This window comes from Paenibacillus sp. FSL E2-0177, from assembly GCF_037992975.1.
Lineage (GTDB): Bacteria > Bacillota > Bacilli > Paenibacillales > Paenibacillaceae > Paenibacillus_AQ > Paenibacillus_AQ odorifer.
In genome coordinates this window covers 5,581,051-5,608,006 of the sequence record NZ_CP150307.1, presented here as the reverse complement: position 1 = coordinate 5,608,006, position 26,956 = coordinate 5,581,051, and the positions used below count along the sequence as shown (strand labels likewise).

21 protein-coding genes are annotated in these 26,956 nt (G+C 39.8%); all 21 read left to right on the top strand.

Features of this window, described 5'->3' with window-relative positions; translation table 11 throughout:
- Positions 1 to 1,257, top strand: coding sequence for an ATP-dependent protease ATP-binding subunit ClpX (gene clpX, locus MHI25_RS25060; protein WP_036685052.1), 1,257 nt, complete (start codon positions 1 to 3; stop codon positions 1,255 to 1,257).
- A gap of 112 nt (positions 1,258 to 1,369) precedes the next feature.
- Complete coding sequence (gene ispG, locus MHI25_RS25055) at positions 1,370 to 2,497, top strand: flavodoxin-dependent (E)-4-hydroxy-3-methylbut-2-enyl-diphosphate synthase (RefSeq protein WP_036685055.1); 1,128 nt, start codon at positions 1,370 to 1,372, stop codon at positions 2,495 to 2,497.
- Positions 2,498 to 2,701: 204 nt separating this feature from the next.
- Entirely contained in the window at positions 2,702 to 3,373 is a 672-nt protein-coding gene (locus MHI25_RS25050) for a BlaI/MecI/CopY family transcriptional regulator (RefSeq protein ID WP_340394539.1), read from the top strand.
- 1,239 nt (positions 3,374 to 4,612) lie between these two features.
- Positions 4,613 to 6,322 (top strand): ATP-dependent protease LonB, encoded by a 1,710-nt coding sequence (gene lonB / locus MHI25_RS25045; RefSeq protein ID WP_076279990.1) that lies wholly within the window; start codon positions 4,613 to 4,615, stop codon positions 6,320 to 6,322.
- Positions 6,323 to 6,556: 234 nt separating this feature from the next.
- The gene (gene lon, locus MHI25_RS25040) at positions 6,557 to 8,920 is read left to right on the top strand and encodes an endopeptidase La (protein ID WP_076129428.1); all 2,364 of its coding nucleotides are present in this window, start codon (positions 6,557 to 6,559) and stop codon (positions 8,918 to 8,920) included.
- 12 nt (positions 8,921 to 8,932) lie between these two features.
- Positions 8,933 to 9,601, top strand: a complete 669-nt coding sequence (yihA, locus tag MHI25_RS25035) for a ribosome biogenesis GTP-binding protein YihA/YsxC (protein WP_036685063.1) — start codon at positions 8,933 to 8,935, stop codon at positions 9,599 to 9,601.
- A gap of 104 nt (positions 9,602 to 9,705) precedes the next feature.
- Positions 9,706 to 10,488, top strand: coding sequence for a CpsB/CapC family capsule biosynthesis tyrosine phosphatase (locus tag MHI25_RS25030; protein WP_340394538.1), 783 nt, complete (start codon positions 9,706 to 9,708; stop codon positions 10,486 to 10,488).
- A gap of 141 nt (positions 10,489 to 10,629) precedes the next feature.
- Positions 10,630 to 12,600 carry an S-layer homology domain-containing protein gene (locus MHI25_RS25025; RefSeq protein ID WP_340394537.1) on the top strand — a complete coding sequence of 657 codons (1,971 nt, stop codon included), beginning with the start codon at positions 10,630 to 10,632 and terminating at the stop codon, positions 12,598 to 12,600.
- Positions 12,601 to 12,719: 119 nt separating this feature from the next.
- Positions 12,720 to 13,499: a Wzz/FepE/Etk N-terminal domain-containing protein gene (locus MHI25_RS25020; RefSeq protein ID WP_036685072.1), complete on the top strand. Its 780-nt coding sequence runs from the start codon at positions 12,720 to 12,722 to the stop codon at positions 13,497 to 13,499.
- Positions 13,480 to 14,166: a CpsD/CapB family tyrosine-protein kinase gene (locus MHI25_RS25015; protein ID WP_076303251.1), complete on the top strand. Its 687-nt coding sequence runs from the start codon at positions 13,480 to 13,482 to the stop codon at positions 14,164 to 14,166. The genes MHI25_RS25020 and MHI25_RS25015 overlap by 20 nt, the downstream gene beginning before the upstream one ends.
- A 41-nt stretch (positions 14,167 to 14,207) precedes the next feature.
- A complete protein-coding gene (locus MHI25_RS25010; protein WP_076274667.1) occupies positions 14,208 to 16,040 on the top strand; it encodes a nucleoside-diphosphate sugar epimerase/dehydratase in 1,833 nt (610 codons plus the stop codon).
- A gap of 24 nt (positions 16,041 to 16,064) precedes the next feature.
- The gene (locus MHI25_RS25005; protein ID WP_076274668.1) at positions 16,065 to 16,760 is read left to right on the top strand and encodes a hypothetical protein; all 696 of its coding nucleotides are present in this window, start codon (positions 16,065 to 16,067) and stop codon (positions 16,758 to 16,760) included.
- Positions 16,761 to 16,762: 2 nt separating this feature from the next.
- Positions 16,763 to 17,806: a stalk domain-containing protein gene (locus MHI25_RS25000; protein WP_076274669.1), complete on the top strand. Its 1,044-nt coding sequence runs from the start codon at positions 16,763 to 16,765 to the stop codon at positions 17,804 to 17,806.
- A 92-nt stretch (positions 17,807 to 17,898) separates the two neighbouring features.
- On the top strand, positions 17,899 to 18,561 hold the full coding sequence (locus tag MHI25_RS24995) for a sugar transferase (protein ID WP_076274670.1): 663 nt from the start codon (positions 17,899 to 17,901) through the stop codon (positions 18,559 to 18,561).
- Positions 18,558 to 19,658, top strand: a complete 1,101-nt coding sequence (locus tag MHI25_RS24990) for a glycosyltransferase family 4 protein (protein WP_076274671.1) — start codon at positions 18,558 to 18,560, stop codon at positions 19,656 to 19,658. Before MHI25_RS24995 ends, MHI25_RS24990 begins: the two co-directional genes overlap by 4 nt.
- Positions 19,659 to 19,805: 147 nt before the next feature.
- Entirely contained in the window at positions 19,806 to 20,933 is a 1,128-nt protein-coding gene (locus tag MHI25_RS24985) for a glycosyltransferase family 1 protein (RefSeq protein ID WP_076274672.1), read from the top strand.
- On the top strand, positions 20,930 to 21,799 hold the full coding sequence (locus tag MHI25_RS24980; protein WP_076274673.1) for a glycosyltransferase: 870 nt from the start codon (positions 20,930 to 20,932) through the stop codon (positions 21,797 to 21,799). The genes MHI25_RS24985 and MHI25_RS24980 overlap by 4 nt, the downstream gene beginning before the upstream one ends.
- Positions 21,800 to 21,906: 107 nt before the next feature.
- Positions 21,907 to 23,175, top strand: a complete 1,269-nt coding sequence (locus tag MHI25_RS24975) for an O-antigen polymerase (protein WP_076274674.1) — start codon at positions 21,907 to 21,909, stop codon at positions 23,173 to 23,175.
- A gap of 44 nt (positions 23,176 to 23,219) precedes the next feature.
- A complete protein-coding gene (locus MHI25_RS24970; protein ID WP_076274675.1) occupies positions 23,220 to 24,128 on the top strand; it encodes a glycosyltransferase in 909 nt (302 codons plus the stop codon).
- Between the two features lie 99 nt (positions 24,129 to 24,227).
- Positions 24,228 to 25,577: a hypothetical protein gene (locus tag MHI25_RS24965; RefSeq protein WP_340394536.1), complete on the top strand. Its 1,350-nt coding sequence runs from the start codon at positions 24,228 to 24,230 to the stop codon at positions 25,575 to 25,577.
- Between the two features lie 20 nt (positions 25,578 to 25,597).
- A complete protein-coding gene (locus MHI25_RS24960; RefSeq protein ID WP_340394535.1) occupies positions 25,598 to 26,953 on the top strand; it encodes a UDP-glucose/GDP-mannose dehydrogenase family protein in 1,356 nt (451 codons plus the stop codon).
- The last annotated feature ends 3 nt before the right edge of the window (positions 26,954 to 26,956 follow it).

Below are 26,956 nucleotides of genomic sequence, written 5' to 3'. Positions count from 1 at the left end.
ATGTTTAAATTTAATGATGAAAAAGGGCAATTGAAATGTTCTTTTTGCGGTAAATCACAAGAGCAGGTTCGTAAGCTTGTAGCAGGACCGGGCGTTTATATATGTGACGAATGTATCGAGCTTTGCACGGAAATTGTGGAAGAAGAGCTCGGTCATGAGGAAGAGCTTGATCTGAAGGATATTCCAAAACCAAAGGAAATTCGTGATATTTTGGATCAATATGTAATCGGTCAAGAGCAAGCGAAGAAATCTCTTTCTGTAGCGGTTTATAACCACTACAAGCGCGTGAACAGCCAAAGCAAGATCGAAGATGTTGAGCTGACGAAGAGTAATATCCTTTTGCTCGGTCCAACAGGTTCTGGTAAAACCTTGTTAGCACAAACGATGGCGAAGATTATCAACGTTCCTTTTGCTATTGCAGACGCTACTTCCTTAACGGAAGCTGGTTATGTTGGCGAGGATGTTGAGAACATTCTGCTCAAACTCATTCAAGCTGCAGATTACGATGTGGAGAAAGCCGAACGCGGCATTATCTATATTGATGAAATTGATAAAGTAGCACGTAAATCCGAGAATCCGTCCATTACTCGTGACGTTTCCGGCGAAGGTGTACAGCAAGCGCTTCTGAAGATTCTGGAAGGAACTGTTGCTTCTGTGCCTCCGCAGGGCGGACGTAAGCATCCTCACCAGGAGTTTATTCAGATCGACACGACGAACATCCTGTTCATCGTTGGCGGTGCCTTTGACGGTCTGGAGCAAATGATTAAACGCCGTATCGGTAAAAAAATCATTGGCTTCAACGCAGCAGTTGAAGGACAAAAGGATCTTAAGCCTGGCGAATATTTGTCGATGGTATTGCCTGAAGATTTGCTCAAATTCGGTCTTATTCCTGAATTTGTAGGCCGTCTGCCAGTCATCTCGACTTTGGAGCCGCTTGATGAGAATACGCTTGTACGTATCCTTTCCGAGCCTAAAAATGCACTCACTAAACAATATATCAAGCTGCTGGAAATGGACAACGTAGCGTTGAAGTTCGAACCATTGGCACTCGAAGCAATTGCCAAGGAAGCGATCAAACGTAATACGGGAGCCCGTGGACTGCGCGCGATTATTGAGAGCATCATGCTCGATGTGATGTATGAAGTTCCTTCACGCGATGATATTAAGGATTGTGTGATCACGGAACAGGTCGTTCAGGAGAAAGCTTTGCCTGAGCTCAACCTTAAGAAAGACAAGAAGAAAGAGGAAAGCGCGTAAGCCGCTTTTCCTTAACAATACATGTCACAGTCTCCACCTTTCTTCCGCTTATCCCGCTTCACATTAGCGGGAGCGAAGGGGTGGAGCTTTGGCGTTATGGGGGAGAAAAATCATGTTCTTGAGACACCAAACCCGTCCTGTCAATGTTGGCGGGCTCATTATTGGGGGAAACAACGAGGTTGCGATTCAAAGCATGTGTACAACCAAAACCGCTGATGTGGAGGCTACTGTAGCTGAAATATTGCGGCTTGAGGAAGCAGGCTGCCAGCTAGTACGCGTAACTGTCAACAATGAAGAGGCGGCTGCCGCAATCAAGGAGATCAAGAAACAGATTCATATCCCACTCGTAGCGGATATTCATTTCAACTATAAGCTAGCGTTGATGGCTATTGAGAACGGCATCGATAAGGTACGGATTAATCCGGGGAACATTGGTCGTCGCGAAAAGGTAGAAGCGGTAGTTAAAGCATGTAAAGAAAAAGGAATTCCGATTCGGATTGGTGTAAACGCCGGTTCTTTGGAGAATCACCTTTTGGAGAAATACGGATACCCAACCCCAGAAGCTATGGTAGAAAGTGCGTTATACCATATTGGTATTCTGGAGGAACTGGATTTCCACGACATTATCGTTTCTCTAAAAGCATCCGATGTGCCAATGGCCATCGAAGCTTACCGTCAGGCTGCGGAAGTCATCCCTTATCCACTGCACTTGGGGATTACAGAATCTGGCACATTGTTTGCTGGTACAGTGAAGAGCTCCGCAGGTATTGGTGCACTGCTCTCTATGGGCATCGGCAGCACACTGCGTATCTCGCTTAGTGCCGATCCGGTTGAAGAGGTTAAGGTGGCGCGTGAGCTGCTGAAGACGTTTGGTCTGATCTCTAACGCGGCGACGCTGATCTCTTGTCCGACTTGCGGACGGCTGGATATCGATCTTTTCTCCATCGCTAATGAGGTGGAAGAATACATTTCGAAGCTTAAGGTGCCTATTAAAGTTTCTGTCCTTGGCTGTGCTGTTAACGGTCCTGGTGAAGCACGTGAAGCAGATATCGGTATTGCTGGCGCTCGTGGGGAAGGTTTGCTTTTCCGCTACGGACAAATGATCCGTAAAGTGCCTGAAGCTGAACTCGTGAACGAGCTGAAGAAGGAAATTGATGCGATCGTGGTGGCTTACGAGGCAACGGGCGAAATCCCAGGCCGCGCCCACGCTAACCTTGCACCTCCGGTGCAGTCGAAGTAACTTGGTCTGAATGGTATTTATAAAGAAATTTTCAATCTCATAATATTATAAACACTTCTTAGCATCGTATAGTAATTTATTGCGACGTTAGGTAAGTAGTGATCTAAGTGGCGAAGAACGTCCTGTGCAGTTCCGGTATATCCGGGGCTCATGGGGCGTTTTTTTTGCGTTTATTTCCTATTTTGGAGGAAGGAATGAGTAAACATGAACTATGAACAAGCCCATGAAAAATTTATTGCGCATCATCTTGCAAGCAGAACGGGCGAACGGCGGGGAAGGCTGGAGAGAGGTCATGGCCACGCCGAGAAATTATTTTTGCAGAATGTCTGGTGGCCGCTTCGTGGTGATTTCAATAATCTTCATCCGGAGTATGAGGTGCTGGATTTACAAAGACGAGCTTATTTTGCTGATTTTGCTTTTTTGCCGGGGCCGATCAAGCTTTTGTTTGAGATCAAAGGGTATGCAGCTCATGTAAGAGACATGGATAGGCTGAAGTATTGTAATGAGCTAAATCGTGAAACTTTTCTGTACGGAATGGGTTATCAAGTAATTTCATTTGCCTATGATGATGTTGAACAGCGCCCTGAGTTATGTGTTACACTGCTGCGTTTGGCGCTAAGCCGCTACCAAATTGTAGATGCACCGCGTGGCAGACTGCTAATCGCTGAGAAGGAAATCATGCGTTTAGTGGTGCGTCAAGCTGGGGTGATACGCCCTAAAGATGTCGCTGATTATTTCACGCTAGATCCCAAAACAGTACGCATGATGCTAAAGAATCTCTGTGAAAAAGGCTGGCTTACTCCTGTGAAGAGGGGAATCGGCGTCAAAAATGTTGAGTATAAGCTGGCTCGTGATGTTCTTTATTACTGGGATTGATATTTGTAAAGGCTGATGGCTGGTGGAGGCTATATTATTGAAGTAGTTTATGTAGGAGTAATGGAACAGTTTAGCCTATGTAATTGAGGTATCTGGTGGAACTTATGGAGTTGGTGGTGCTATTGTAGCTGGTGTAGCTGAGGTAGCTGATGTAACTGGTGTAGATGACGTAGCTAATGTTTTGAAGTGGATAAAGTTGTAAAAGTGGCTGATGGAGCAGGTGTAGCAGAAGTGGTTTGATGGAGCTGATCATATAGGCGTAACAATGTTGGCCATGGCTTTTGCTGAAGGTGGAAATTTGAAAAGAAGGTATGTGAAGGAGCTTGATGTGAAGTTCATTATGAAGTAAAACGCAACAATTAGGGAAATTCTCCCTGAAATAAGACGATTATGGCTCAAAATCAAGCTTTTTAGGGAAAAACTCCCTAATAAAAGGAACATTTTTCCTATTTATGTGTGATTCGTCCAATAATCAGGGAGGATTTCCCTAATTGGCAGCTTTGAGGTCGTGAATCACTGATAAATAGGGAGGATTTCCCTAATTATTTGGCTGGGTACCAATGATACTTAGATTTTTGTACTGAATAGGATGTTTCTAAGAACATAGGAGATACAAACGGATATGTTCAGCAAATTAAGTTAACTCTGCATCTTAGAGGTAAACTGACGTAACTTCTAGAAGTAACCCACCGTCCCTAGCTAACTCAACTTCTAAAAGAAGCTCACCGTGCCCAGCTGACTTAGCCTCTAGAAGTAGCTCACCGTCCCCAGCTAACTCAGCTTCTAAAAGTACCTCCTCGAACTCAACAAACTAAACGTCTACAGGAAACTCCCGACGCCCTTACCCTTAGCGGTACGCACAACTAGGTTCCTTACCCCCAGGTAGCACCGATCACGATACTCAGTTACTAAGTATGACGATTCCCCTTAACACCACAGTTGCTCAAATTCCCTTTCCACTAATCTCTCCCTCATTTCTCCGCATTCCTCCTTCATTCCTCTTCATCTCTTCATCCTTCCTCTCCAACCTCCTCAACAATCTCCTTTTTTTAAAATTATCTAAGCTACATTCGTACTCCCCATACTCATTAATGCCCTTATAGTTAATTATCAGAGTCTATCCTACTGCAACAATTCAACAAATCCGCAAATTCGCGTTTACTAATTACCGAAACGGCTATACTACCTAATAGTAGCCAAGGGTGGAAAGGTAGACTGAACGAAACAGGAGGATGACCTATGGAATTAAGTATAGTTGTGATGATCGTGCAGCTCTTTTTCGCGCTGGTTATCGGCGTATACTTTTGGAATCTGCTGCGGGGTCAGAAGACAAATAAGACAGCGGTAGAACGAGAGTCGCGCAAGGAACTGGACAAGTTACGGAAAATGCGGATGATTACATTAACTAAACCATTGTCGGAGAAAACACGTCCGGCTTCTATTGGAGATATTGTCGGGCAAAAAGATGGGCTGCGCGCCCTGAAAGCCGCACTTTGCAGCGCTAATCCGCAGCATGTGATTATTTATGGTCCGCCGGGAGTGGGCAAGACTGCGGCAGCGCGTGTTGTCATGGAAGAGGCGAAAAAGAATGTGCTTTCTCCTTTTAAAAGTGACGCCAAATTCACAGAGATTGACGCCACTACCGCTCGTTTTGATGAGCGTGGTATTGCTGACCCGTTGATCGGCTCTGTGCATGATCCTATTTATCAAGGTGCAGGGGCCATGGGTGTGGCGGGTGTGCCACAGCCGAAACCGGGCGCGGTCACTAAGGCGCATGGCGGGATTCTTTTTCTGGATGAGATAGGAGAGCTTCACCCTATTCAGATGAATAAGCTGCTTAAAGTGCTTGAAGACCGGAAGGTCCTGCTAGAGAGCGCTTATTATAATTCGGAGGATAATAATACTCCGGCTTATATTCATGATATTTTTCAAAATGGATTGCCTGCTGATTTCCGGCTAGTTGGCGCTACTACGCGCTCTCCGGATGAGATTTCACCTGCGCTGCGTTCGCGCTGCATGGAGATTTATTTCCGCCCGCTGCTGCCGGATGAGATTGCCGTCATCGCGCGTGACGCGATACAGAAAATTGGGCTTAAACCAAGTCCGGAAGCAGTCATTGTGGTGCAACAGTATGCAACCAACGGCCGGGAGGCAGTTAATATGATTCAGTTGGCTGCCGGATTAGCTTTAACTGAGCAGAGAGATACACTAAATGCTGCTGATGTGGAATGGGTGGCAGGCAGTAGCCAGCTTCCACTGCGTACGGAACGCAAGATTCCTTCTGCACCGCAGATTGGATTAGTTAACGGTCTTGCCGTGTATGGGCCAGGGATGGGGACTCTGCTCGAAATCGAAGTTTCCGCAGCACCTGCTGTGAACGGCCAAGGCAGATTGAACGTGACAGGTGTGGTGGATGAAGAAGAGATCGGTGGAGGCTCCCGCACGATTCGGCGAAAAAGTATGGCAAAGGGCTCAGTTGAGAATGTATTGACCGTACTGCGTACGATGAATCTGGAGCCCGATCGTTATGATCTACATGTGAATTTCCCAGGTGGAACACCGATTGACGGGCCTTCGGCAGGGGTGGCGATGGCAGTAGCAATCGTCTCTGCTATTCGTGGGCTTCCGGTGGATAACACGGTAGCAATCACAGGTGAGATAGGCATCCATGGTCGAGTTAAGCCAGTGGGCGGTGTAATTGCCAAAGTAGAAGCTGCTTTTCAAGCTGGTGCCACTACAGTGCTTATTCCAAAAGAAAACTGGCAGTCTCTCTTCGCTGACCTCGCGCCATTACGCGTTATTCCAATGGAAACAGTAGAAGAGGTGTTCCGTCATCTGTTTGGTGCCGATACAGCAGATGTAAGGTTGCCTGCAGTTGCTGGAGAGCTGTTCTCCGCTGCACCTTCACTCCTGAAGGCCGATGCCGCTGGTGAATCTGCAAAGGGTTAAACTAAATTGATCCCTAATTCGAAGAGTAAGGTGAGATTTGTCGCTGTAAAATAAAGGAGGCTGCAGGCAATTCTGCTGCTTCCTTTTTAAATGCTAAAAGAAACGTTGTCTCTATTTAAGGAAAAGCAAGTCGGTTCTTCTTGAAATCTAAGGACTCTGTTGGTGTTTTGGGGCTGCTTTTGTTAGAATGAATGCATATGAGATTAATTGAGAGCCATGGGAGGTGCGAAAGCGATGATGACAAATAAAACAAAAGGTCGTCGTTTTCCTTTATTGCCGCTAAGAGGGCTTCTTGTGTACCCAAGCATGGTTCTTCACTTGGATGTGGGCCGTGAGAAGTCAGTTCGGGCGCTAGAGAAAGCTATGGTTGAAGATAATTTGATTCTTCTTTGTTCCCAGTCGGAAGTGAATATTGAAGAGCCAGGTCAGGACGATATTTTTCGGGTCGGTACTGTCGCCAATGTGCGGCAAATGCTGAAGCTTCCAAACGGTACGATACGTGTACTGGTTGAAGGTGTAGAACGGGCCGAAATTATTAATTATATCGATAATGATGAGTACTATGAGGTTATGGCGCGTGAGCTGCCGGAAGATGAAGATAGCGATCAAGAATGTGACGCGCTGATGCGTACAGTACTCAATCAGTTCGAACACTATATTACGTTATCCAAAAAAGTGACCCCAGAGACCCTCGCTGCTGTATCCGATATAGAAGAGCCTGGTCGACTTGCGGATGTCATTACGAGTCATTTATCGCTAAAGATTAAGGATAAGCAAGAAATTCTCGAGACGATTGATGTCAGTAAACGGCTGGAGAAGCTTCTTGATATTCTTAATAATGAGCGTGAAGTGCTGGAGCTTGAACGTAAGATCAATCAACGTGTCAAAAAGCAGATGGAAAAGACGCAGAAGGAATATTATTTGCGTGAGCAAATGAAAGCGATCCAGAAAGAACTCGGCGAGAAGGAAGGCCGGGTAGGAGAAGCGGAAGAGCTGCGGACGCTAATGGAAGAGAAAAATGTTCCAGAACGTGTGAAAGAAAAGATGGAGAAAGAAATCGATCGGCTGGAAAAAATGCCAGTCAGCTCTGCGGAAGGCGGCGTTATTCGCAACTATGTAGATTGGCTGCTCAGTCTCCCTTGGAGTGAACAGACAGAGGATGATCTTGACATCAAAAAGGCCGAGCAGGTACTTGATGAGGATCACTACGGTTTGGAAAAACCGAAGGAACGGGTATTGGAATATTTGGCCGTTCAGCAGTTGGTTAAGAAGCTTAAGGGTCCGATTTTATGTCTTGTAGGTCCTCCAGGGGTGGGGAAAACCTCACTAGCTCGTTCCATCGCCCGTTCGCTCAATCGCAAGTTCGTCCGTATCTCGTTAGGCGGTGTACGTGATGAGGCGGAGATTCGAGGTCATCGACGGACTTATGTAGGTGCGATGCCGGGCCGGATTATCCAAGGCATGAAGACGGCGGGTACGATTAATCCGGTTATCCTATTGGATGAAATCGATAAGATGGCTGCGGATTTCCGTGGAGATCCATCTTCAGCGCTGCTTGAGGTGTTGGATCCAGAACAAAACAACACGTTTAGTGATCATTTTGTAGAGCTGCCGTTCGACTTGTCGAACGTAATGTTTGTAACAACAGCGAACGTAGTGCATAATATTCCGCGTCCTTTGCTGGATCGGATGGAAATGCTGTTCATTCCAGGTTATACGGAACTGGAGAAACTGCAAATCGGCAGCCGTTATCTATTGCCTAAGCAGAAGAAAAACCACGGTCTTGCAGAAGATCAACTGATTATCGAAGACGATAGCTTATTACGCATTGTCCGCGAATATACCCGTGAATCCGGTGTGCGTAATTTAGAGCAGCAGATTGCAGCATTATGCCGCAAAGCTGCGAAACAAATCGTGTCTGAGGAAAAAGAGAAAGTGGTCATTCTTCCTGACGACATCAAGGATTATCTTGGGGCTTCTAAATATCGTTACGGTATGGCCGAGCTTGAAGATCAGATCGGTACGGTCACTGGGCTGGCTTGGACTGAGGTTGGCGGCGATACATTGCTGATCGAAGTTACGGTTGTGCAGGGAACAGGTAAACTAACCCTCACCGGACAGCTTGGCGATGTAATGAAGGAGTCGGCACAGGCCGCATTCAGCTATACTCGTTCGAAGGCGGAGGAGCTGGGGCTCCAGCCCGATTTTTATGAGAAGATTGATATTCATATCCATATTCCGGAAGGTGCAATTCCGAAGGATGGTCCGTCTGCAGGGATTACGATTGCAACCGCATTGATCTCCGCGCTCACGAAACGTTATGTTTCGAAGGATGTGGCGATGACAGGTGAAATCACCTTGCGGGGACGTGTACTGCCCATTGGTGGATTGAAAGAGAAATCTCTTGCGGCTCACCGAGCTGGATATAAAAAGATCCTTCTTCCCAAAGACAATGAACGGGATTTGAAAGATATTCCTGAGAGTGTACGTAATGATGTTGAGTTCGTACCGGTATCTAATATGGATCAGGTCTTGCATCATGCGTTAGTTGAGCATCATAATGAAATTAGCAGTGAGCCACCGAGTAGTGTGCATTAGAAAGGAAGTCCTATGAAAGTTAATATTGCCGAATTTATTATCAGTGCCGTTGGCCCTGATCAGTACCCTGATGATTCCTTGCCAGAGGTTGCTCTGGCAGGGCGTTCCAATGTGGGGAAGTCTTCCCTCATTAACCGAATGATTAACCGTAAGAATCTGGCTCGGACAAGCTCCACGCCTGGTAAGACACAACACATGAACTATTACCGTATCAATGAAGACAGCATGTATTTTGTTGACTTTCCAGGTTACGGGTATGCCAAGGTTTCCAAGACGCAACGCGCGGTATGGGGTAAAATGGTTGAAAAATACCTCTCTGAGCGCGATACGTTGAAGCTTGTTCTGCTTATTGTGGACCTGCGGCATTCGCCTACCAGCAATGATAAGATGATGTTCGACTGGTTGAAGCATTATGATCTTCCTATGTGTGTTGTAGCGACCAAAGCGGATAAAATTCCTAAGACACGCTGGCAAAAGCATATCAAGACCATGAAGCAGGAGCTGGGCGTGCTGCCAGGGGATAATTTTATTCCATTCTCCTCGGAAATTGGTCTCGGCAAGGACGAGCTTTGGGGCTTAATCGATGGGTATATTCGCCCTTCTGAGAATGAATCTCCGGATTCAGAGGATGCTGAAATGATAGCAAATGAATCTCAGCAAGAGGAGTCAACCGAAGCGTAAGATATGAACTCATTTACAATCAAGCAACCATTCCTGGTGGGAATGGTTGTATTTTTTTGTTGATAAAACTAAAATTTCTATGGAAAAGGACCGATAGATAACATATGATAGATATTCATTGCCACATCTTACCCTTTTTGGATGACGGAGCCTCTGATTGGGAAGCTGCTCTTGCCATGGCGCAAGACGCCCACAGAGAAGGGATTACTTCAGTCATCGCCACGCCACATCATGCCAACGGTCAATATATGAATAATGCCCCCAAGATTAAAGAAGCTGTGGAGATGATGAATGAGAGACTTCGTCAGGCTGGTAATCCACTGCTTGTTCTTCCAGGTCAAGAGATCCGTATCTACGGTGAACTTCTGAATGATCTGGAGCGGGGGGAACTGCTGAGTCTTGCAGATTCGCGGTATATTTTACTGGAAATGCCTTCTTCACGAGTACCACGTAACATGGAAGAAATCTGCCACGAGCTGATCATTCAAGGGTTCGTTCCGGTCATCGCCCATCCGGAGCGCAATGCTGAAATAGCTGCTGATCCTTCTAAACTAGAGAGACTGATAGAGCTAGGATCACTTGGGCAGGTAACCGCACAGAGTCTTGCAGGCGTTTTCGGGAATAAGCTACAGAAATTGTCGCTGGAGCTATGCCGTAGAAATGCAGTACATGTGTTGGCCTCTGATGCACATGACAGTGTTCATCGTCCTTTCGGATTAAACGCTGCTTATGTGGTTATGGAGAAAGAATTAGGCCCTGAGATGCGTGAATATGTTCGCGGCAATGCTCAGCAAATTATGACCAATGGCGAGGTTATTCATGGAAAACACGTACAAACAAGGGGAAACCGACAAAAATTGTTTGGATTTTTTTTCCGAAAGGGCTGACTAATCTACCTAATAGTGGTAGAATGGGTTTTATTGGGTGATTTAATGCTATACGTAATAGCGTAGCATTTGGGCGAATTGTTCTAGGTCTATGGTAGTACAGTATTTTAATACATAAGAAGAGGTGGATATTTAGTGACTTTGAAAAAGAAACTAGTAGTATCAACATTAGCAGCAAGTATGGTAGCAGCATCCGTTGCGGGTCTTCCGTTGGGAAGCCTTGGAGCAGTAGGCACAGCATCTGCGGCTACAGTTAGTAGCAGTGCAGCAGTTAAGGATAAGGTTCTTGCTGTTTACAAACAATTGACCGCAACAGATGCAGTTTATCTCTACAATTTGAAGACTGAGGTTGCAGCACTGAGTGAGAAAGAATTTACAGAAATTTTTGCTCCAGTACTGAACAAGCTTTCACTGGATGGAGAAGAAACAAAAACATCACTTAAATTGTTCCAAAGCGTTACTAGTGTAGTCTACGATGTCTATGGAAATGACTTCTCTGGAATCCAAGTGATCCGTAACGATGACAAAAACATTGCTTTGGTAAGCAAAATTGCAGCTAAAGCGGGTGTGTCTGGACTTACTGTTGATAGTGTTGCTGAATTCTTGAGCAGTATTGAAACAGAACTTCGTGATCTGGTAGGTAACAAGTCATCAGCAGATTTGTTGGCAATTCTTACATCTGAATCTGGTTACGAGACTTTGTTGGATGAAGCCATTGCGAAAGTGATGAACCACACTACAGGTGCAGGAGCTCTTACAGTAAGTCAGGCTTTGAACAAGCTTGGAGTTACTGCTAATGATGTTAAGCAAACATTGAAAAACCTGAACAATAATATTAAATCCGCAAAACCTGCGGCAAAATCACTTGCTGTTGCTTACGTTAAAGCTTATGGATTTAGTACTGGCGGCGGAGTCGGTCCTGGTAGCGGTGGCAGTGGGAGTGGAAGTGTTACAACGCCTGTAGCTCCTGTTCAAACTCCAGGAATCTATGACGTATCTAAGCTCGTAAGCATTGTTGACGGTAAAGCAACCTTGAAATTGGTTGATGCTGATGTAATTAAAGAATTTGATAAACTGGTTGCAGCGAACCCTGGCAAAACTGGTCTTACTTTGACCCTGAATCTGGGAACAGTAAACGCTACTACAGTTGAAGTTCCACTTTCCCAAGCCATTATTGAAGCTGCAAAAGCTAAAGGTATTGCGAATATCGCCGTTACTTTCAACGGTGTAACTGTAACGATTCCTGTAAGCCAATTCAGCACAGCGATTTCATTGACAGTAACTACAGCTAAACCAGAAGTTGTAACTTCCGTTACCAAGCTGAAATTGGCTTCGGATGTGTACGAATTCACACTTAGTGTGAACGGTGTAGTACAAAGCACATTTAAACAACCAATTACTATCAAATTGCCACTTAAGAATACTGATGGTCTTGATAAAGAATTGCTTTCCGTTGGTAAGCTTGTATACGGCGACCTGCAATTCCAAGGTGGAGTTCTTGATGGAGATTTCATCGTAGAACCACGTGATACATTCTCTTCTTATGCAGTACTTGAGAATAAAGTCTCCTTTAATGATATTTCTGCTGTACAAGCATGGGCTGGTAGACAAATTCAAGTCGTAGCTGCTAAAGGTGCGATTGAAGGAGTCGGAGCAGGTAAATTTGCACCGAAGAGCAACGTAACTCGTGCTGAGTTCTCCAAAATGTTGATTCGTGCGCTTAACCTGGAAAACAACTCTGCTGTACAAAGCTTTAGCGATGTAAGTTCAACTGCTTGGTATGCACCATATGTAGCAGTTGCATCAGAAAAAGGGATTATCACTGGACGCAGTGCGGCCAAATTTGATCCTAATGCAACTATTACACGTGCAGAAATGGCAACAATGATCTCCCGTGCGTTGAAATCTATCAATCCTGATGCAAAAACAGATTCTACTGCAATCAGCAAATTCTCTGATGCTGCTAAGATCAGCGCATCCCTAAGAGATGGCGTAGCGTTTGCAGCAAGCCACAACCTGGTTATCGGAAATGCTGGCAAGTTCAACCCGAACGATACAGCTACCCGTGCTGAAGCAGCAGTAATTATCTACCGTACTATTAACTTCAAGTAAATAAAACTTATAGTATACAGCCTCCTCTCATGTAGGTGAGAGGAGGCGATTTTTTTGCAAATAGGGAAGATTTGAACAGGCATCGAAATATTTCAGAAATAGCTTGGGGGTAATTTCACTTGTCATCACAAGAATTGGATCTTCGCGATTATTTTCAGATCGTCAGGAAGAGACTATGGCTCATTTTCAGCATAGTTGTATTGGTGTGCGGTATTGCTGGTGTATATAGTCTGTATATTAAAAACCCGGTATATGAGGCATCCACGAAGATTATCGTTAACCAAACACCGACGCAGTCAGCGGTGGGGCAGCTTGATTTAAACCAGATTAATACCAATATTCAATTAATTAATACGTATAAGGAAATTATTAAGACTCCGGCCATCCTTGATATTGTTACAAAGGATTATCCGCAATTCAATATTACTGCGGAAGAGCTATTAAAAAAGGTTAATGTGAGTTCCGTAAATAATACGCAGGTGATGACACTTGTCGTTCGAGATAATTCTTATCAGCGGGCTGCTGAAATCGTGAATGCCATTTCACTTGTGTTCAAGGAAGAAATTCCAAGTCTATTTAATGTGGAAAATGTATCGATTCTGAATGAAGCTAAAGTGAATCCAACTGTTGAGCCACGGCCGGTAGAACCGAATGTTTTACTGAACATGGCTATTGCTTTTATCGTCTCTTTGATGATTGGCTTAGGGATTGCCTTCCTGCTGGAATATATGGATGACACCCTGAAGACAGAAGCTGATATTGAGAAGTATCTTGGTTTGCCTACCATAGCTATGATTACAAGATTGGGTCAAGATGAAAGCAAGCAAGGTGCCGCACAAACACAGAAACAATCATCCAGAAAGGCGGGGGACCTCGAACATGTCACAGCTTCCAAATAAACAACGCCATCTGATCACCGTTACGAACCCACGCTCTCCTGTCTCTGAAGCGTTTCGCGCATTGCGCACGAATATTGATTTTTCTTCTGTAGATCAGACTATTCAAGTGATTATGGTCACTTCCTCCGGGCCGGAAGAAGGTAAATCTACGGTATCTGCTAACCTGGCGGCAGCTTACGCACAAGCAGATAAAAGAGTATTGTTGATTGACGCCGATTTGCGGAAGCCGACGGCACATAAGACTTTTACACTAAGCAACCGTTTTGGTTTATCCTCCCTACTGTCTCAACAGGCAGTTCTTGAGGACACTGTCCAAGAGTCTGGCGTTAATAATCTTTCAATTATGACCTCTGGACCAATCCCGCCCAACCCGGCGGAAATGATGGCATCTAATCGGATGAGCACTCTTTTACAGGATTTGCGTCAGCGGTATGATGTCATTCTTATTGATACTCCACCATTATTAGCGGTTACGGATGCACAAATTGTGGCCTCGAAGAGTGATGGCGTTATTATGGTTGTCAGCTATGGTAAGGTAAAACGCGATATCGCAGTGAAAGCTAAAGCTAATCTGGATCGCGTGGGTGCAAAAATGCTCGGCGTCGTTCTCAATAATGTAAAACGTAAAGCTAGTGAAGGGTACTATTACTACTACTATGGAAATTGATTTATTCATAATTAAAAATGTTATTTTTGGAGGCACTGAAAATGACAGCGAAATCTAGAGTGATTCTTTTATTCTTCATTGATCTTGCGATCATTTGGTTCAGTATTGTGACATCTTATTTGTTTCGGTACCCTAACCATGCTCTTCAGGAATATGTTGTACAGATGCTGCAATTTGGTTTGATTGCAACATTTGCATTTGGTGGAAGCCTTATATACTTCGGTCTTTACCGAAGAATGTGGCAATATGCCAGTATCGGTGAAATTATATCGGTTTCTAAAGCTATTGTAGTAGGGTCTTTATTTTCATTTGCACTGGCGTATCTAATTTTGCCGGATAGAGTACCTCTTGCCATAGAAGTTCGGTCCATGGAGACTATTCTTTTATTAGTAGGTGGAGTCCGATTTTTATGGAGAGTACTTCATAATGACCGAATCAATTACAAAGACACTAAGACCCATACACTAATTGTAGGTGCTGGTGATTGTGGGTTATTAATTGCTCGGGAAATGATGGGACCCTCTTTTGCACATACCAAATTAGTCGGTTTCATTGATGATAATGCGAATAAATACCATATGTATATATTGGGTGTTCCTGTATTAGGTAATCGATATGCTATCCCAGCTATTGTGAAAGAAAGAGAAATTCATGAGATTATTATTGCCATGCCCTCTGTTTCACGTACTGAGATTTCTGAGATTATTAATCTTGCCAAAAAGACTGGAGCAAAGCTGAAGATTATACCGGCTCTTAATGATCTGATCGCTGGAAAAATATCAGTTAAGAAACTTCGGGATGTTAGCGTAGAAGATTTATTAGGTCGTGAGCCGATCGTAGCTGATTTAAACAGTATTTTAGGTTATGTACATCATAAGACGGTGTTAGTTACGGGGGCTGGCGGATCTATTGGTTCAGAGTTATGCCGGCAGATTGCTCCTTTTGGTCCGGACAAGCTAATGTTACTTGGACACGGTGAGAACAGTATTTACACGATTGAAATGGAGCTTCGTAAGAGTTTTCCGGAGTTGAACATTGTAACCGTGATAGCAGATGTACAGGATCGCAGTCGGATAATGGATGTATTCAGTGGCCATAGACCGCATGTGGTCTTTCACGCAGCAGCACATAAACACGTTCCTTTAATGGAGCGTAATCCTTCGGAAGCCATTAAAAATAATGTTTTTGGCACCAAAAATGTTGCGGATTGTGCAGATAAATATGGTGCCGAGAGATTCGTAATGATCTCTTCGGATAAGGCGGTTAACCCAACCAGTGTAATGGGTGCCACTAAACGGATTGCGGAAATGTATGTGCAGAGCCTGCACACCACAAGTCAAACAAAGTTCTCTGCTGTGCGTTTTGGGAATGTTCTTGGCAGTCGTGGTAGTGTGATTCCAGCCTTTAAGCAGCAGATCGCTGCCGGGGGGCCAGTGACTGTGACTCATCCAGAAATGGTGCGTTATTTCATGACGATTCCGGAAGCTGTTCAGCTTGTCATCCAATCTGGTTCTTTCGCCAAAGGCGGAGAAGTGTTCATTCTGGATATGGGAGAGCCGGTTAAGATTCTAACGTTGGCGGAAGACTTAATTACGCTCTCTGGATATGAACCCTATAAGGACATTGATATTCATTTCTCCGGTATTCGTGAGGGTGAGAAGTTATATGAAGAGTTGCTTACAGATGAAGAAAATCTAGGTTCTACTGATCATGGAAGAATCTTTATCGGTAAACCTAATGTCATAAGTCTGAACCAGTTAGAACTGGAGTTTAAACGTTTGGAACGTGTTCTCGCTGAGGAACCAGAAGTCATCCGCGAAATAATCAATCAGATTGTACCGATGCAGCCCGTTGCCCAAGTTGCTATTAGCTAAGTAATTCATAAAGGAGGATATAAAGTGTTCAACAAACGATGGAAAAAGATCCTTTTATGGACGCTGTCAGTTATTGTAGTACTGGGTGTTGGCGGCTTGTTCGCCGCGAATTATGCTGTCGATAAGCTGATGAATTCAATGGCAGATGGTTTTGATCTGGAATCTGAGGATAATGTTGGTGGTCAAGATCAAGGAACGGCACCGACTGATACAGTTGATGATAGTAATGTCGAACCTGTAGAGTCTGCGGTACCTTCTACTCCACCAGTAAATGATGAGGGAAGTAGTAATCAAAGTAGTGAAAATAACGATAAACCTAGTGGAGAAACAACAGCTTCTACTACTAGTGAACCGACCAAAGCTCCATCATCAGAACAAAAAGATGGCTCTTCAGATGGTTACACAGCACAGGTCTCCACAGATAAAGCTAAGCAAATTCAAGAAAATGTAACGATTAAGGATAAAGCAGATGTTGCTTCTATTGTTCTTGGTCAACTTAGCGTATCCGATATTAATCGTCTTAAAGATTTGGCAAAGGGTGGCTTAACGACTGAGGAGAAGCGTGAGGCGCGCAGTATCATCCTAGGTAAAGTATCCACAGAGCAGTACAATGAGCTTTCTCAGATTGCTAAAAAGTACGGAGTCAGTCAAGGGAAAACGCATGACCAAATCATTGCTGAAGAAGAACAATTAAAAGCGAAAGAAAAGGGAAGTGAATAAGCATGTCTAAAGCAACATTATCAATCGTGGCTTTATCGTTAATTGCTTCAATTGGTTTAGCACCCTTAACAGCATCCGCACCTATATCAGTATCAGCAGCGGCAGTACCAAGTGCAACGCCTAAGACTGCAAATAATACGATTAAAGTGCAAAGTATGAACGTGAATTTGATTTTTGACGGTGTGAGTATTCAGCCACCCGCAGGCCAGTATGTATTCATGTACAACAATACAACTTATGTTCCATTGCGCTTTATGTCATATGCTTTACAGAAGAGTGTAGCTTGGGATGCTAAAAACGTTAAAGTTACCGTAGCAGAGCCTAGTAGCTCAGAGCTAGTTGTGATTAAAGAATATCTAATGAATGCAAAGAACGGGAATAGTACCTCAGCAGCAGCGAACAATATTGTCCTCAATCAAGTTAAGGCAAGTTATGTATTTAACGATGCAACCAAGGCTTTGCCTACAGGTCAATCTAGCTTCATCCTGAATGGTTCATTATATGTGCCTCTACGTTTTTTATCGGAATCTGTAGGTCATAACATTAGCTGGGATCAGAAGACGAAGACCATTACTGCAGCTTCCAAGGCTTATCAGGAACAAGCCCCTAATGGGTCGACAAACAATGACAATGGCAAGGGCCCATCTCCAGTAGCGACACCAGCGCCAACGGATACAACAGCTGCACCAGGTGGTGCAGGTGCAACAGGGGGTGGTTCTGCAGGAACTGGAAAGGTTTCATATGAAACTATCACTAGTGACACAGAAGCTAAGCTTACGGCGCTTAAAAATCAAAGTCAATCGACATTAATGAGTATTGGGTTTGAGTATCTTGGAGCGACAGATGAAGCGAGTAAAAAAAGTATTAAAGAAAAAGGGTTGCAACAGCTGGCCTCATTTACTGCTAGCTTCAATAGTATAGTTGCTGACACTGAACAAAAACTGAACAGCAATGGCTATAGTACAGAAATTATTAGTCAATATAAAAGTGAATTTGAATCACAGCTTCAGGCGGGTAAAGATATAGCTGAGAAGATGGCGAATTAAGAGAGTAGTAAGAACATCATCTCTATGCTCATTTGGCATAGAGATGATCTACATATATGAAGAGATAGTAACTTAAAGGATCAGGTGAACTTATGAAACCTTATGTTTACGTGAAACAAACCATAGATTTTCTATTAGCATTAATCGGGATGCTAGTATTATGGCCAGTTTTTTTGATTATTGCGATCGCAATTAAGAAGACCTCCAAAGGGCCTATATTATTTAAACAAAAACGATTAGGTAAAAATAAGTCAAAATTTTATATTCTGAAATTTAGAACGATGCGAACAGATACTCCACAAGACATGCCAACGCATCTACTGGAAGATCCTGATTTCTTTATTACTAAAGTAGGCAAGTTTCTAAGAAAAACAAGCTTGGATGAATTACCTCAGATTATCAATATCCTAAAAGGTGAAATGAGTATCGTGGGACCTCGTCCTGCATTATGGAATCAATATGATTTAATTGCTGAACGTGATAAATATGGAGCTAATGATATCAAACCTGGGTTGACTGGATGGGCTCAGATTAATGGTAGAGATGAGTTACCTATTGAGAAGAAGGCGAGTCTGGATGGGGAGTATGTTAATAAAATGACTATGGGGTTGGATGTGAAATGCTTTTTTTTTACAATAATTAAGGTCCTGAAGAGTGATGGGGTAGTAGAGGGAGGATCTAGAGATTTAATGAAAGTGAAAACAGGATTTTCATCTATCGGAGATAGAAACCATGAGGAGACTTTTAGATTATGAAAATTCTATTTCTTTCCAATCATTTCATTACACTTTACTCCTTTAGAAAAGAATTGATAAAAAGACTTATAGAGGATGGACATGAAGTATATCTTTCAATTCCTAAATCTGATGAAAACTCTTATTTTTCTAATATGGGTTGCAAGATAGTTGAAACTTCTGTTGACAGAAGAGGAATAAATCCATTTAAGGATTTTTATTTATTGTGTAAGTATATCAAAATTATGAAGGGGATAATTCCTGATATTATTTTTTCATATACGATTAAGCCTAATATATATGGTTCAATTGCTTCAAATATAACAAAAAGAATACAAGTTAATAATATAACGGGAACGGGTGCAACATTTCTAAAAGAAAGTTTTGTAAGTAGATTAGTAATTTTGTTATATAAGATTTCTGTGAAGAATTCATGGATGGTCTTTTTTCAGAATAGTGGAGATAAAGATTTCTTTATAGATCATAAAATGATACGGGATAATTATATAGTTTTACCGGGATCAGGCGTGAATTTGGAGCAATATTCTGCTACTGATATGCCTAGTGGAAGTGAGATCAATTTCATCTTCATCGGAAGAATAATGAAATTAAAAGGAATTGAAGAGTATTTGTCATGCGCAGAGATTTTAAAAGGGAGATATTCTAATGTTAATTTTTATATTGCTGGATTTATAGAAGAGGATAAGTATAAAAAAATTATTAAGGAATATAGCAATCAAGGCATTATTAAATACATAGGTTTTCAAAAGGATATTAAAACATGGATTCAAAAATGTCATTGTACTGTTCTTCCATCACATGGAGGAGAAGGTATACCTAATGTTTTATTAGAATCAGCTGCAATGGGACGTGCCTGTATCGCATCAAACATTAATGGTTCAAATGATGTTATTACTGATGGTGTTACAGGTTATCTATTTGAAACAGGTAGTCGTGGTGACTTATCTGTTAAATTGGAGCAATTTATACAATTATCAAATAATGAAAGGAATCAAATGGGGCAACTTGGGCGAGAAAAGGTGGAAAGACAATTTGATAGACGGTTTGTAATTGAAGCATATATAGAAGAATTAGAAAAGGTTAAGACTTTGGAGTGAAAATTTATTTTTCATCTATTTTAAATGTTGTTTACATTTTAATTAGATAATCACAATTGGATGATTTTGTTATATCTATTATTTTATCTCTGTTTTTTAATTCTAATTGATTGAATCTTATTTAATCTATTAATGAGGAGTAATATAATGAAAGAAAAAATAAGAATACTACATGTGTTGGGAGGGTTAAACAGAGGTGGTGCGGAGACGATGGTTATGAATGTATATCGTAATATTGATCGTTCGAAAATTCAATTTGATTTTATTATACATACTACAGAAAAATGTGATTATGAAGATGAAATCAAAAATTTAGGAGGAGAGATCTATAGGGTTCCACGTTATAATGGTAAGAATCATATAGTTTATAAAAATGTATGGCATAAATTCTTTCGATTACACTCTGAGTATAAAATTATTCATGGTCATTTGAGGAGTACTGCTGCTATATATTTAAATATTGCTAAAAAGTATAAATTGAAAACAATAGCACACAGTCACAATACTTCTTCTGGTAGTGGAGTAGCCGCTGTGATTAAAAACGTGATGCAAATTCCGATTAGATATATTGCAGATTATCTGTTTGCGTGTTCAGATGATGCTGGTAAATGGCTCTTCGGTAAAAACGTCATAAATAATAAGAAATATAGAATTATTGAAAACTCTATTGATTGCGATTCTTATATGTACAATGATCACCTGAGGAACAATATGAGGAAAAGTTTAGACCTTAACGATAAATATGTGATAGGCCATGTTGGGAGATTTAACATACAGAAGAATCATGAATTTTTACTGGAAGTTTTTTTTGAATTGCAAAAAAGTAGAAGCAATGCGGTATTGTTGCTTATTGGAGATGGAGAACTACGGGGGGATTTGGAACAACGCATATTAGATTTAGAGATACAGGAGAAAGTTATTTTTACTGGTGTCATATCTAATGTGAATGATTTTATGCAGATTATGGATATTTTTGTGTTTCCTTCACATTTCGAAGGATTAGGAATGGTTGTTATTGAGGCACAAGCAGCCGGGCTTCCCTGTATTGTTTCGGATACAGTACCTTCAGAAGCACATGTTACAAATTTGATAAAATCATTATCATTATCACTAAGTGCTACCGAATGGGCTAATGAAATATTAAATAGTGAAATTATTAATAACAGGTTAGATGCTAATATCGAAGTGAAAAAGAGCGGATATAATATTGCTGAATCAAGTGAATTTTTAGAAAAATTTTATTCGAAAATGCTTATAAAGGAAGTATATACATGAAGAAGTATTGTGGAGTTGTTGTGTTATTTAATCCTGACGATGACGTAAGACTAAATATTGATTCTTATCTTGAATCAGTGTCGAAATTATATATCATAGATAATTCAAAAGTTGAAAATAACCTTTTGTTGAATGAAATAAGAACAAAGGAAAAACTAGAGTATATTCCATTAGGTGAAAATATGGGACTGGCTTATGCTTTAAACTTAGGGTGTCGAAAAGCAGTGTTGGATGGTTTTGATTACATATTAACAATGGATCAGGATTCAAGGTTTGAAAAGTTTGCTGTGAATAAAATGATCTCTTTTATTGAGAAATCAGCAGTTCATTATTCAATTGTTTCACCAAATGTATCTTCAGTTTATTATGATGAGAGTTCGAATCAGGATGAAATTGCATACACTCATTTAAAAAATGATGAGATTGTTGAGCGTAATTGGGTAATGACCTCAGGTTCGTTAATGTGTCTGAAAGATTATCAAAAAGCTGGGGGATTTGATGAGTCCTTGTTTATTGCGCATATCGATATTGATATAGCTATCAAATTTGATCAGTTTGGTGGGAAAATAATACAAATAGGGAATGCGATTATATATCAAAGATTTGGAAATTCCAAACCCAAAAAATTTTTTTGGAAGACTATTTATCCATCATTTGCCTCACCAGTAAGGACATATTACTTGTTTAGAAATCAAAAGTATCTTGAGAAAAAATGGGATAATTATAACTCGTTTATTGATGTGCATTTGTATAAATTTATTATTAAAATACTACTCTACGAAGATATGAAATTCAAAAAGATAAAAATGGGCCTAAAGGGACTAAAAGACGCTCGGTTAAATAATATGGGTACATATAAAGAATGAGTATATGGAAAGTAATTATTTTAAAAACTGTTAAAGTACATTTTAAGAAAGGCTGTCTCTTTCATGTCCAGTCATTTCTTGACATGATGACAGAGAGGGATTATTAAATGGTATATGCTAGTATAATAGGATGCATAATAATATTGTTTTTCATTTGGCAAAAATCGAAAGATATCCTTGCTCCACCTTTTATTATAGGAACTATATGGACCATTATGTATATGGCACTGCTACTTAGAAAAGAAACTGTTGATTTAAGTAGCATATATTATTCTTCTTTTGTTATTGGACTTCTCTTTTTTACAATAGGCTTTTACTTTATAGTTAGGAATTCTAAAAGAACAATAAGTTCAATATCTGGGCAAAATCCAGGGAAAATCAGATTTAATTCATTTAATATGAAGATAATTATTTTTATAGAGATAGCTTTGTTTTTGTTTTTCCTTGTGAAGGTTACTCTTTATATTTCTGGAAATTTCGCCTATAATTTTTGGCAAACCTTAAGTATTGGGAAAGCAACTGGAATGTTCACAGAAGGTTTAATAATTTCATATTCAAGAAACGCAATTATCGCGCTGACTATTGTTTGTAGTATCGCATATTTTAATAATCCTACGAAAAAAAATAAAAATTACTTTTTGATATCTTTTATAATAGCCTTGTTTTTCACAGTAACAGGGGGCAGTAGAGGGATTATTTTCATGCTTCTATTCGGAGTGTGTTTTAGTGCAATTATTATTAAAAAATATGGAAACAAGAAGATTTTAGTTATTTTATTTGTATTATTGTCTATAGTACTTACTACCTTTATCGCCTTTGCTTATATGAAATATGTATATGAAGATCAAAGTAATACCTTTGAATTCGTAATGAAGCAATTTAGAATTTATTTTACAACTTCTATGATAGCATTTGTACGATGGATGGAAACTTTTAATTATTATTTATATGGTACGAATACATTTAGATTCTTTATTGAGTTCTTGAATGTAATAGGGTATAACTTTGATGTCTCAAGTACGGTACAGGATTTCGTTATTGTTTATGGTGATAGAACTAATGTCTTTACGGTCTTACATTATTATGCAGCTGATTATGGTTTGACTTATTCGTTTGTAATACTTACCCTTTTGGGTTTAACTCATGGTTTTTTATATAAAAAAGCAGTCGTTTCAACAACATTATCTCCTTTTTTTATAGCTTTGCATTCTATTTTTTACTTTCCATTAATTTATCAATTTTTTTCTGATCAGTACTTAACAATTTTATCAACATGGTTACAACTTATTTTTTGGTTTTGGTTATTTACTAGAAAAGGATTCTTAATTGTTGGACAGTTTGAGAGCGAACAATCGAATGATAGTATCTCTAGTTAAGTATTATCTGTTAAACTATATTGATATAAACTGGGGTTATTTTTATGAAAAAGGTTCAAGTTTTATTATCGTCGTATAATGGAGAAAAGTATTTATCAGAACAATTAGATAGTATCTTTAATCAAAAAGGAGTTATTGTACACTGTTTGGTGAGAGATGATGGTTCAGATGATAATACTAGGCTTATACTATCTGAGTATCAGCAGAAATATTCGAATTTAGAGGTTGTTTTTGATGGAAATATAGGATATAAGTCTAGTTTTTTTACACTAGTACAAATGTCTGGGGATTTTGATTACTATGCTTTTGCCGATCAAGATGATATATGGAAAGAGGAAAAATTATCAGAGGCGGTTAGGAAAATCGGTGAGATCGAAGAGGATCTAGCAGTAGTGTATTGTTCTAATTGTATATTGGTTGATAATAATTTGAATTACATCAATTTACTTAATATTAAGGAGAATATGATACCTACGAGTAAGATTAAAGCTTTGGCACAAGGATTTGCCCATGGATGTACTACGGTATTTAATTCCAACACTAGAAATTTAATTATTAAATATAAACCTAAACAACAATATGCACATGATTTCTGGCTACCATTGCTAGTTTTATTTTTAGGAAGGGTTATTTATGATGCGAATTCTTACATCCTTTATAGACAACATACTAATAATATCTTCGGTGGAAGACGTTCCTTACTTGAAGTTTTTAATTATAGATTAAAGCAGTTGAAAATTAATAAGAATTTCCATTCTATCTTGGCAAGCGAAATATTAGAAGGTTATGGTGATCAATTAACTGCTGAAGATTATGGTATGTTAAATGATGTTAGTACTTATAAATCTTCTTTATCAAAGAAGATTAAATTGCTATTTAATAAAAAACTTAAAAGAGATACTGTAAAGGGAACTTTATACTTAAAATTATTGATTATTTCTTCTAGATTTTAAAATAAAGAATAGAATGCTGAGGATACTATATTGAATGATCGAGTTAAAAAATTCATCAGAGATTTTTCGTATACTATAACTTCGAATTTCGTTTCTATTATGGTGTCAACATTAGTAATTCTAATAATACCAAAGTTGATTGGTATCAAGGAATACGGATATTGGCAGCTATATTTATTTTATTCTTCTTATGTGGGATTTTTACATTTTGGGTGGCTTGATGGAATATACCTTAGGTATGGTGGGAAAGAGTATAGAGACTTGGATAAAAAGTTATTTTGCTCACAGTTTTACATGTTGCTTGCACAACAATTAATAATAGTTATAGCTCTAATGACTATCTCATATTTTGCTATTATTGATTTTGATAGAAAGTTTATACTTCAAATGATAGCTTTATGTACGATAATTGTAAATCTTAGATTTATGTTGCTTTATGTTTTGCAAAGTACAAATAGAATTAAAGAATACGCACAGATAACAATGTTAGATAGGTTAATATATTGCTGTTTGATCATAATCTTATTAACTGTTGGAGTAAGAGAATATAAATTAATGATAATTGCTGACTTGGTTGGGAAGTTACTATCTTTAATTTACTCTATGTATTGTTGTAAAGATATTGTATTTAATAGATTTTCGACTTATTACTTTAGCTTTAAAGAAATGATCCAGAATATTACGGTTGGAATAAATCTAATGTTTGCAACTATTGCAAGTATGTTGATAATTGGAGTTGTTCGATTCGGAATTGAACGATCATGGGATGTCGCCACATTTGGTAAAGTATCCTTAACATTAAGTATTTCTAATCTACTAATGATTTTTATTAATGCGGTAGGTATTGTTATGTTTCCTATTCTTAGAAGAACGGATGAAACCAAGCTACCAAAAATATATGCAACTATGCGAAACTTTCTAATGATAATCTTGCTAGGTATTCTTATCAGTTATTATCCTTTTAAAGTTGTATTATCAAACTGGTTACCTCAGTATGCGGATAGTTTAATGTATATGGCGATACTATTTCCAATGTGTGTTTATGAGGGGAAGATGTCACTTCTGATAAGTACATATTTTAAAACCTTGAGAAAAGAAAATCTAATGTTGAAATTAAATTTATGTTCCTTTTTATTGAGCTTTATTATTACAGTGGTTACTACTGTAATAATAAAAAATTTGGATCTAGCAATACTATCCATTGTATTTATATTGGTCTTTAAGTGCATCCTGTCGGAAGTATTTTTATCAAGAATATTAGGGATATCAATATTTAAGGATGTAGGCTTGGAATTATCTTTAACATGTATTTTTATTATTACAGGTTGGTATCTTAATTCTTGGACTGCAGTATTAATATATGTTATAGCTTATTCGGTGTATTTAGTAATAAAGCAAAAAGATATTATCAATACACTTAAAGACATCAAGCAATTAATACGGATATAGAATGAAGGAGGGGTACTGTTTTGTTCAAAATAGCAGTAGCAGGAACCGGCTACGTCGGCTTAGTAGCAGGCGTATGTTTCGCCGAAGTAGGTCATCAAGTAACCTGTGTGGACATCGATGAAAACAAAGTTGAGTTGATGAAATCTGGTGTGTCACCAATCTATGAAGCAGATTTAGAAGAACTTATGCAAAAGAATTATGCAGCAGGTAGACTTGAATATACTACTGATTATAAGTCAGCTTATAAAGAAGCAGATGCGATATTTATTGGTGTTGGAACTCCTGAGCAGCCTGATGGATCGGCTAATCTTTCATACATAGCTACAGTTGCAAGACAAATAGCAGAAACAATAGAAAAAGATTGCCTTGTTGTGGTTAAATCTACTGTTCCTGTAGGAACAAATGATAAGGTGCAGCAGTTTATACATGATTTTCTACCTCGTGAAGGAGAAAAACTTGTTGGTAACGGTAATGGAGTAGGTAGAGACATTAGAGTTGAAGTAGCATCTAATCCAGAGTTTTTAGCGCAAGGAACAGCTGTTAGAGATACTTTGCAAGCAGCAAGAATCATAATTGGAACTGAGAGCAAATGGGCAGAAGATATTCTTATGAAAATCTATGAGCCTTTTAATATCCCAGTTGTATCTGTTAAAAGAAGATCTGCAGAGATGATCAAATATGCATCTAACGATTTTCTTGCTCTGAAAATATCTTACATGAACGATATTGCTAATCTTTGCGAATTGGTAGGAGCAGATATTCAAGATGTATCAAGAGGAATGTCGTTTGATGAACGCATTGGAAGCAAGTTCTTAAATGCAGGTATTGGTTATGGAGGTAGCTGTTTTCCTAAGGATACGAAGGCACTAGAGTACTTAGCGAGACAAAATGGATATGAGCTTAAAACCGTTAAAGCAGCTATTGATGTCAATACTAGCCAAAAGACAATTCTGTTTAAAAAAGCATCTAAAAGACTTATCACCTTTAATGGTCTAAAAGTAGCGGTGCTAGGACTGACATTTAAACCTGGGACCGATGACTTAAGAGAAGCTGCTTCGCTAGAAAATATACCCCTGTTATTAAATCAGGGATCAGAAATCTATGCTTTTGATCCTGTAGGAAAAGTGAATTTTTCTAAGGAGTATCCAGAAGGTAGGAATGGTAAGGGCAGTATCAAATATGTTGAGAGCATAAAAGAAGCTCTTGAAGGTGCGAATGTCTGTTTTGTATTTACTGAGTGGGGCGAAATTAAAGCAATAGAGCCGGAAGTTTATAAAGATTTAATGAGAACGCCGTTGGTGTATGACGGCAGGAATTTGTATGGGGTTCAAGATATGAAAGAAGCTGGTGTGGAGTATTATTCCATCGGAAGATAGTTG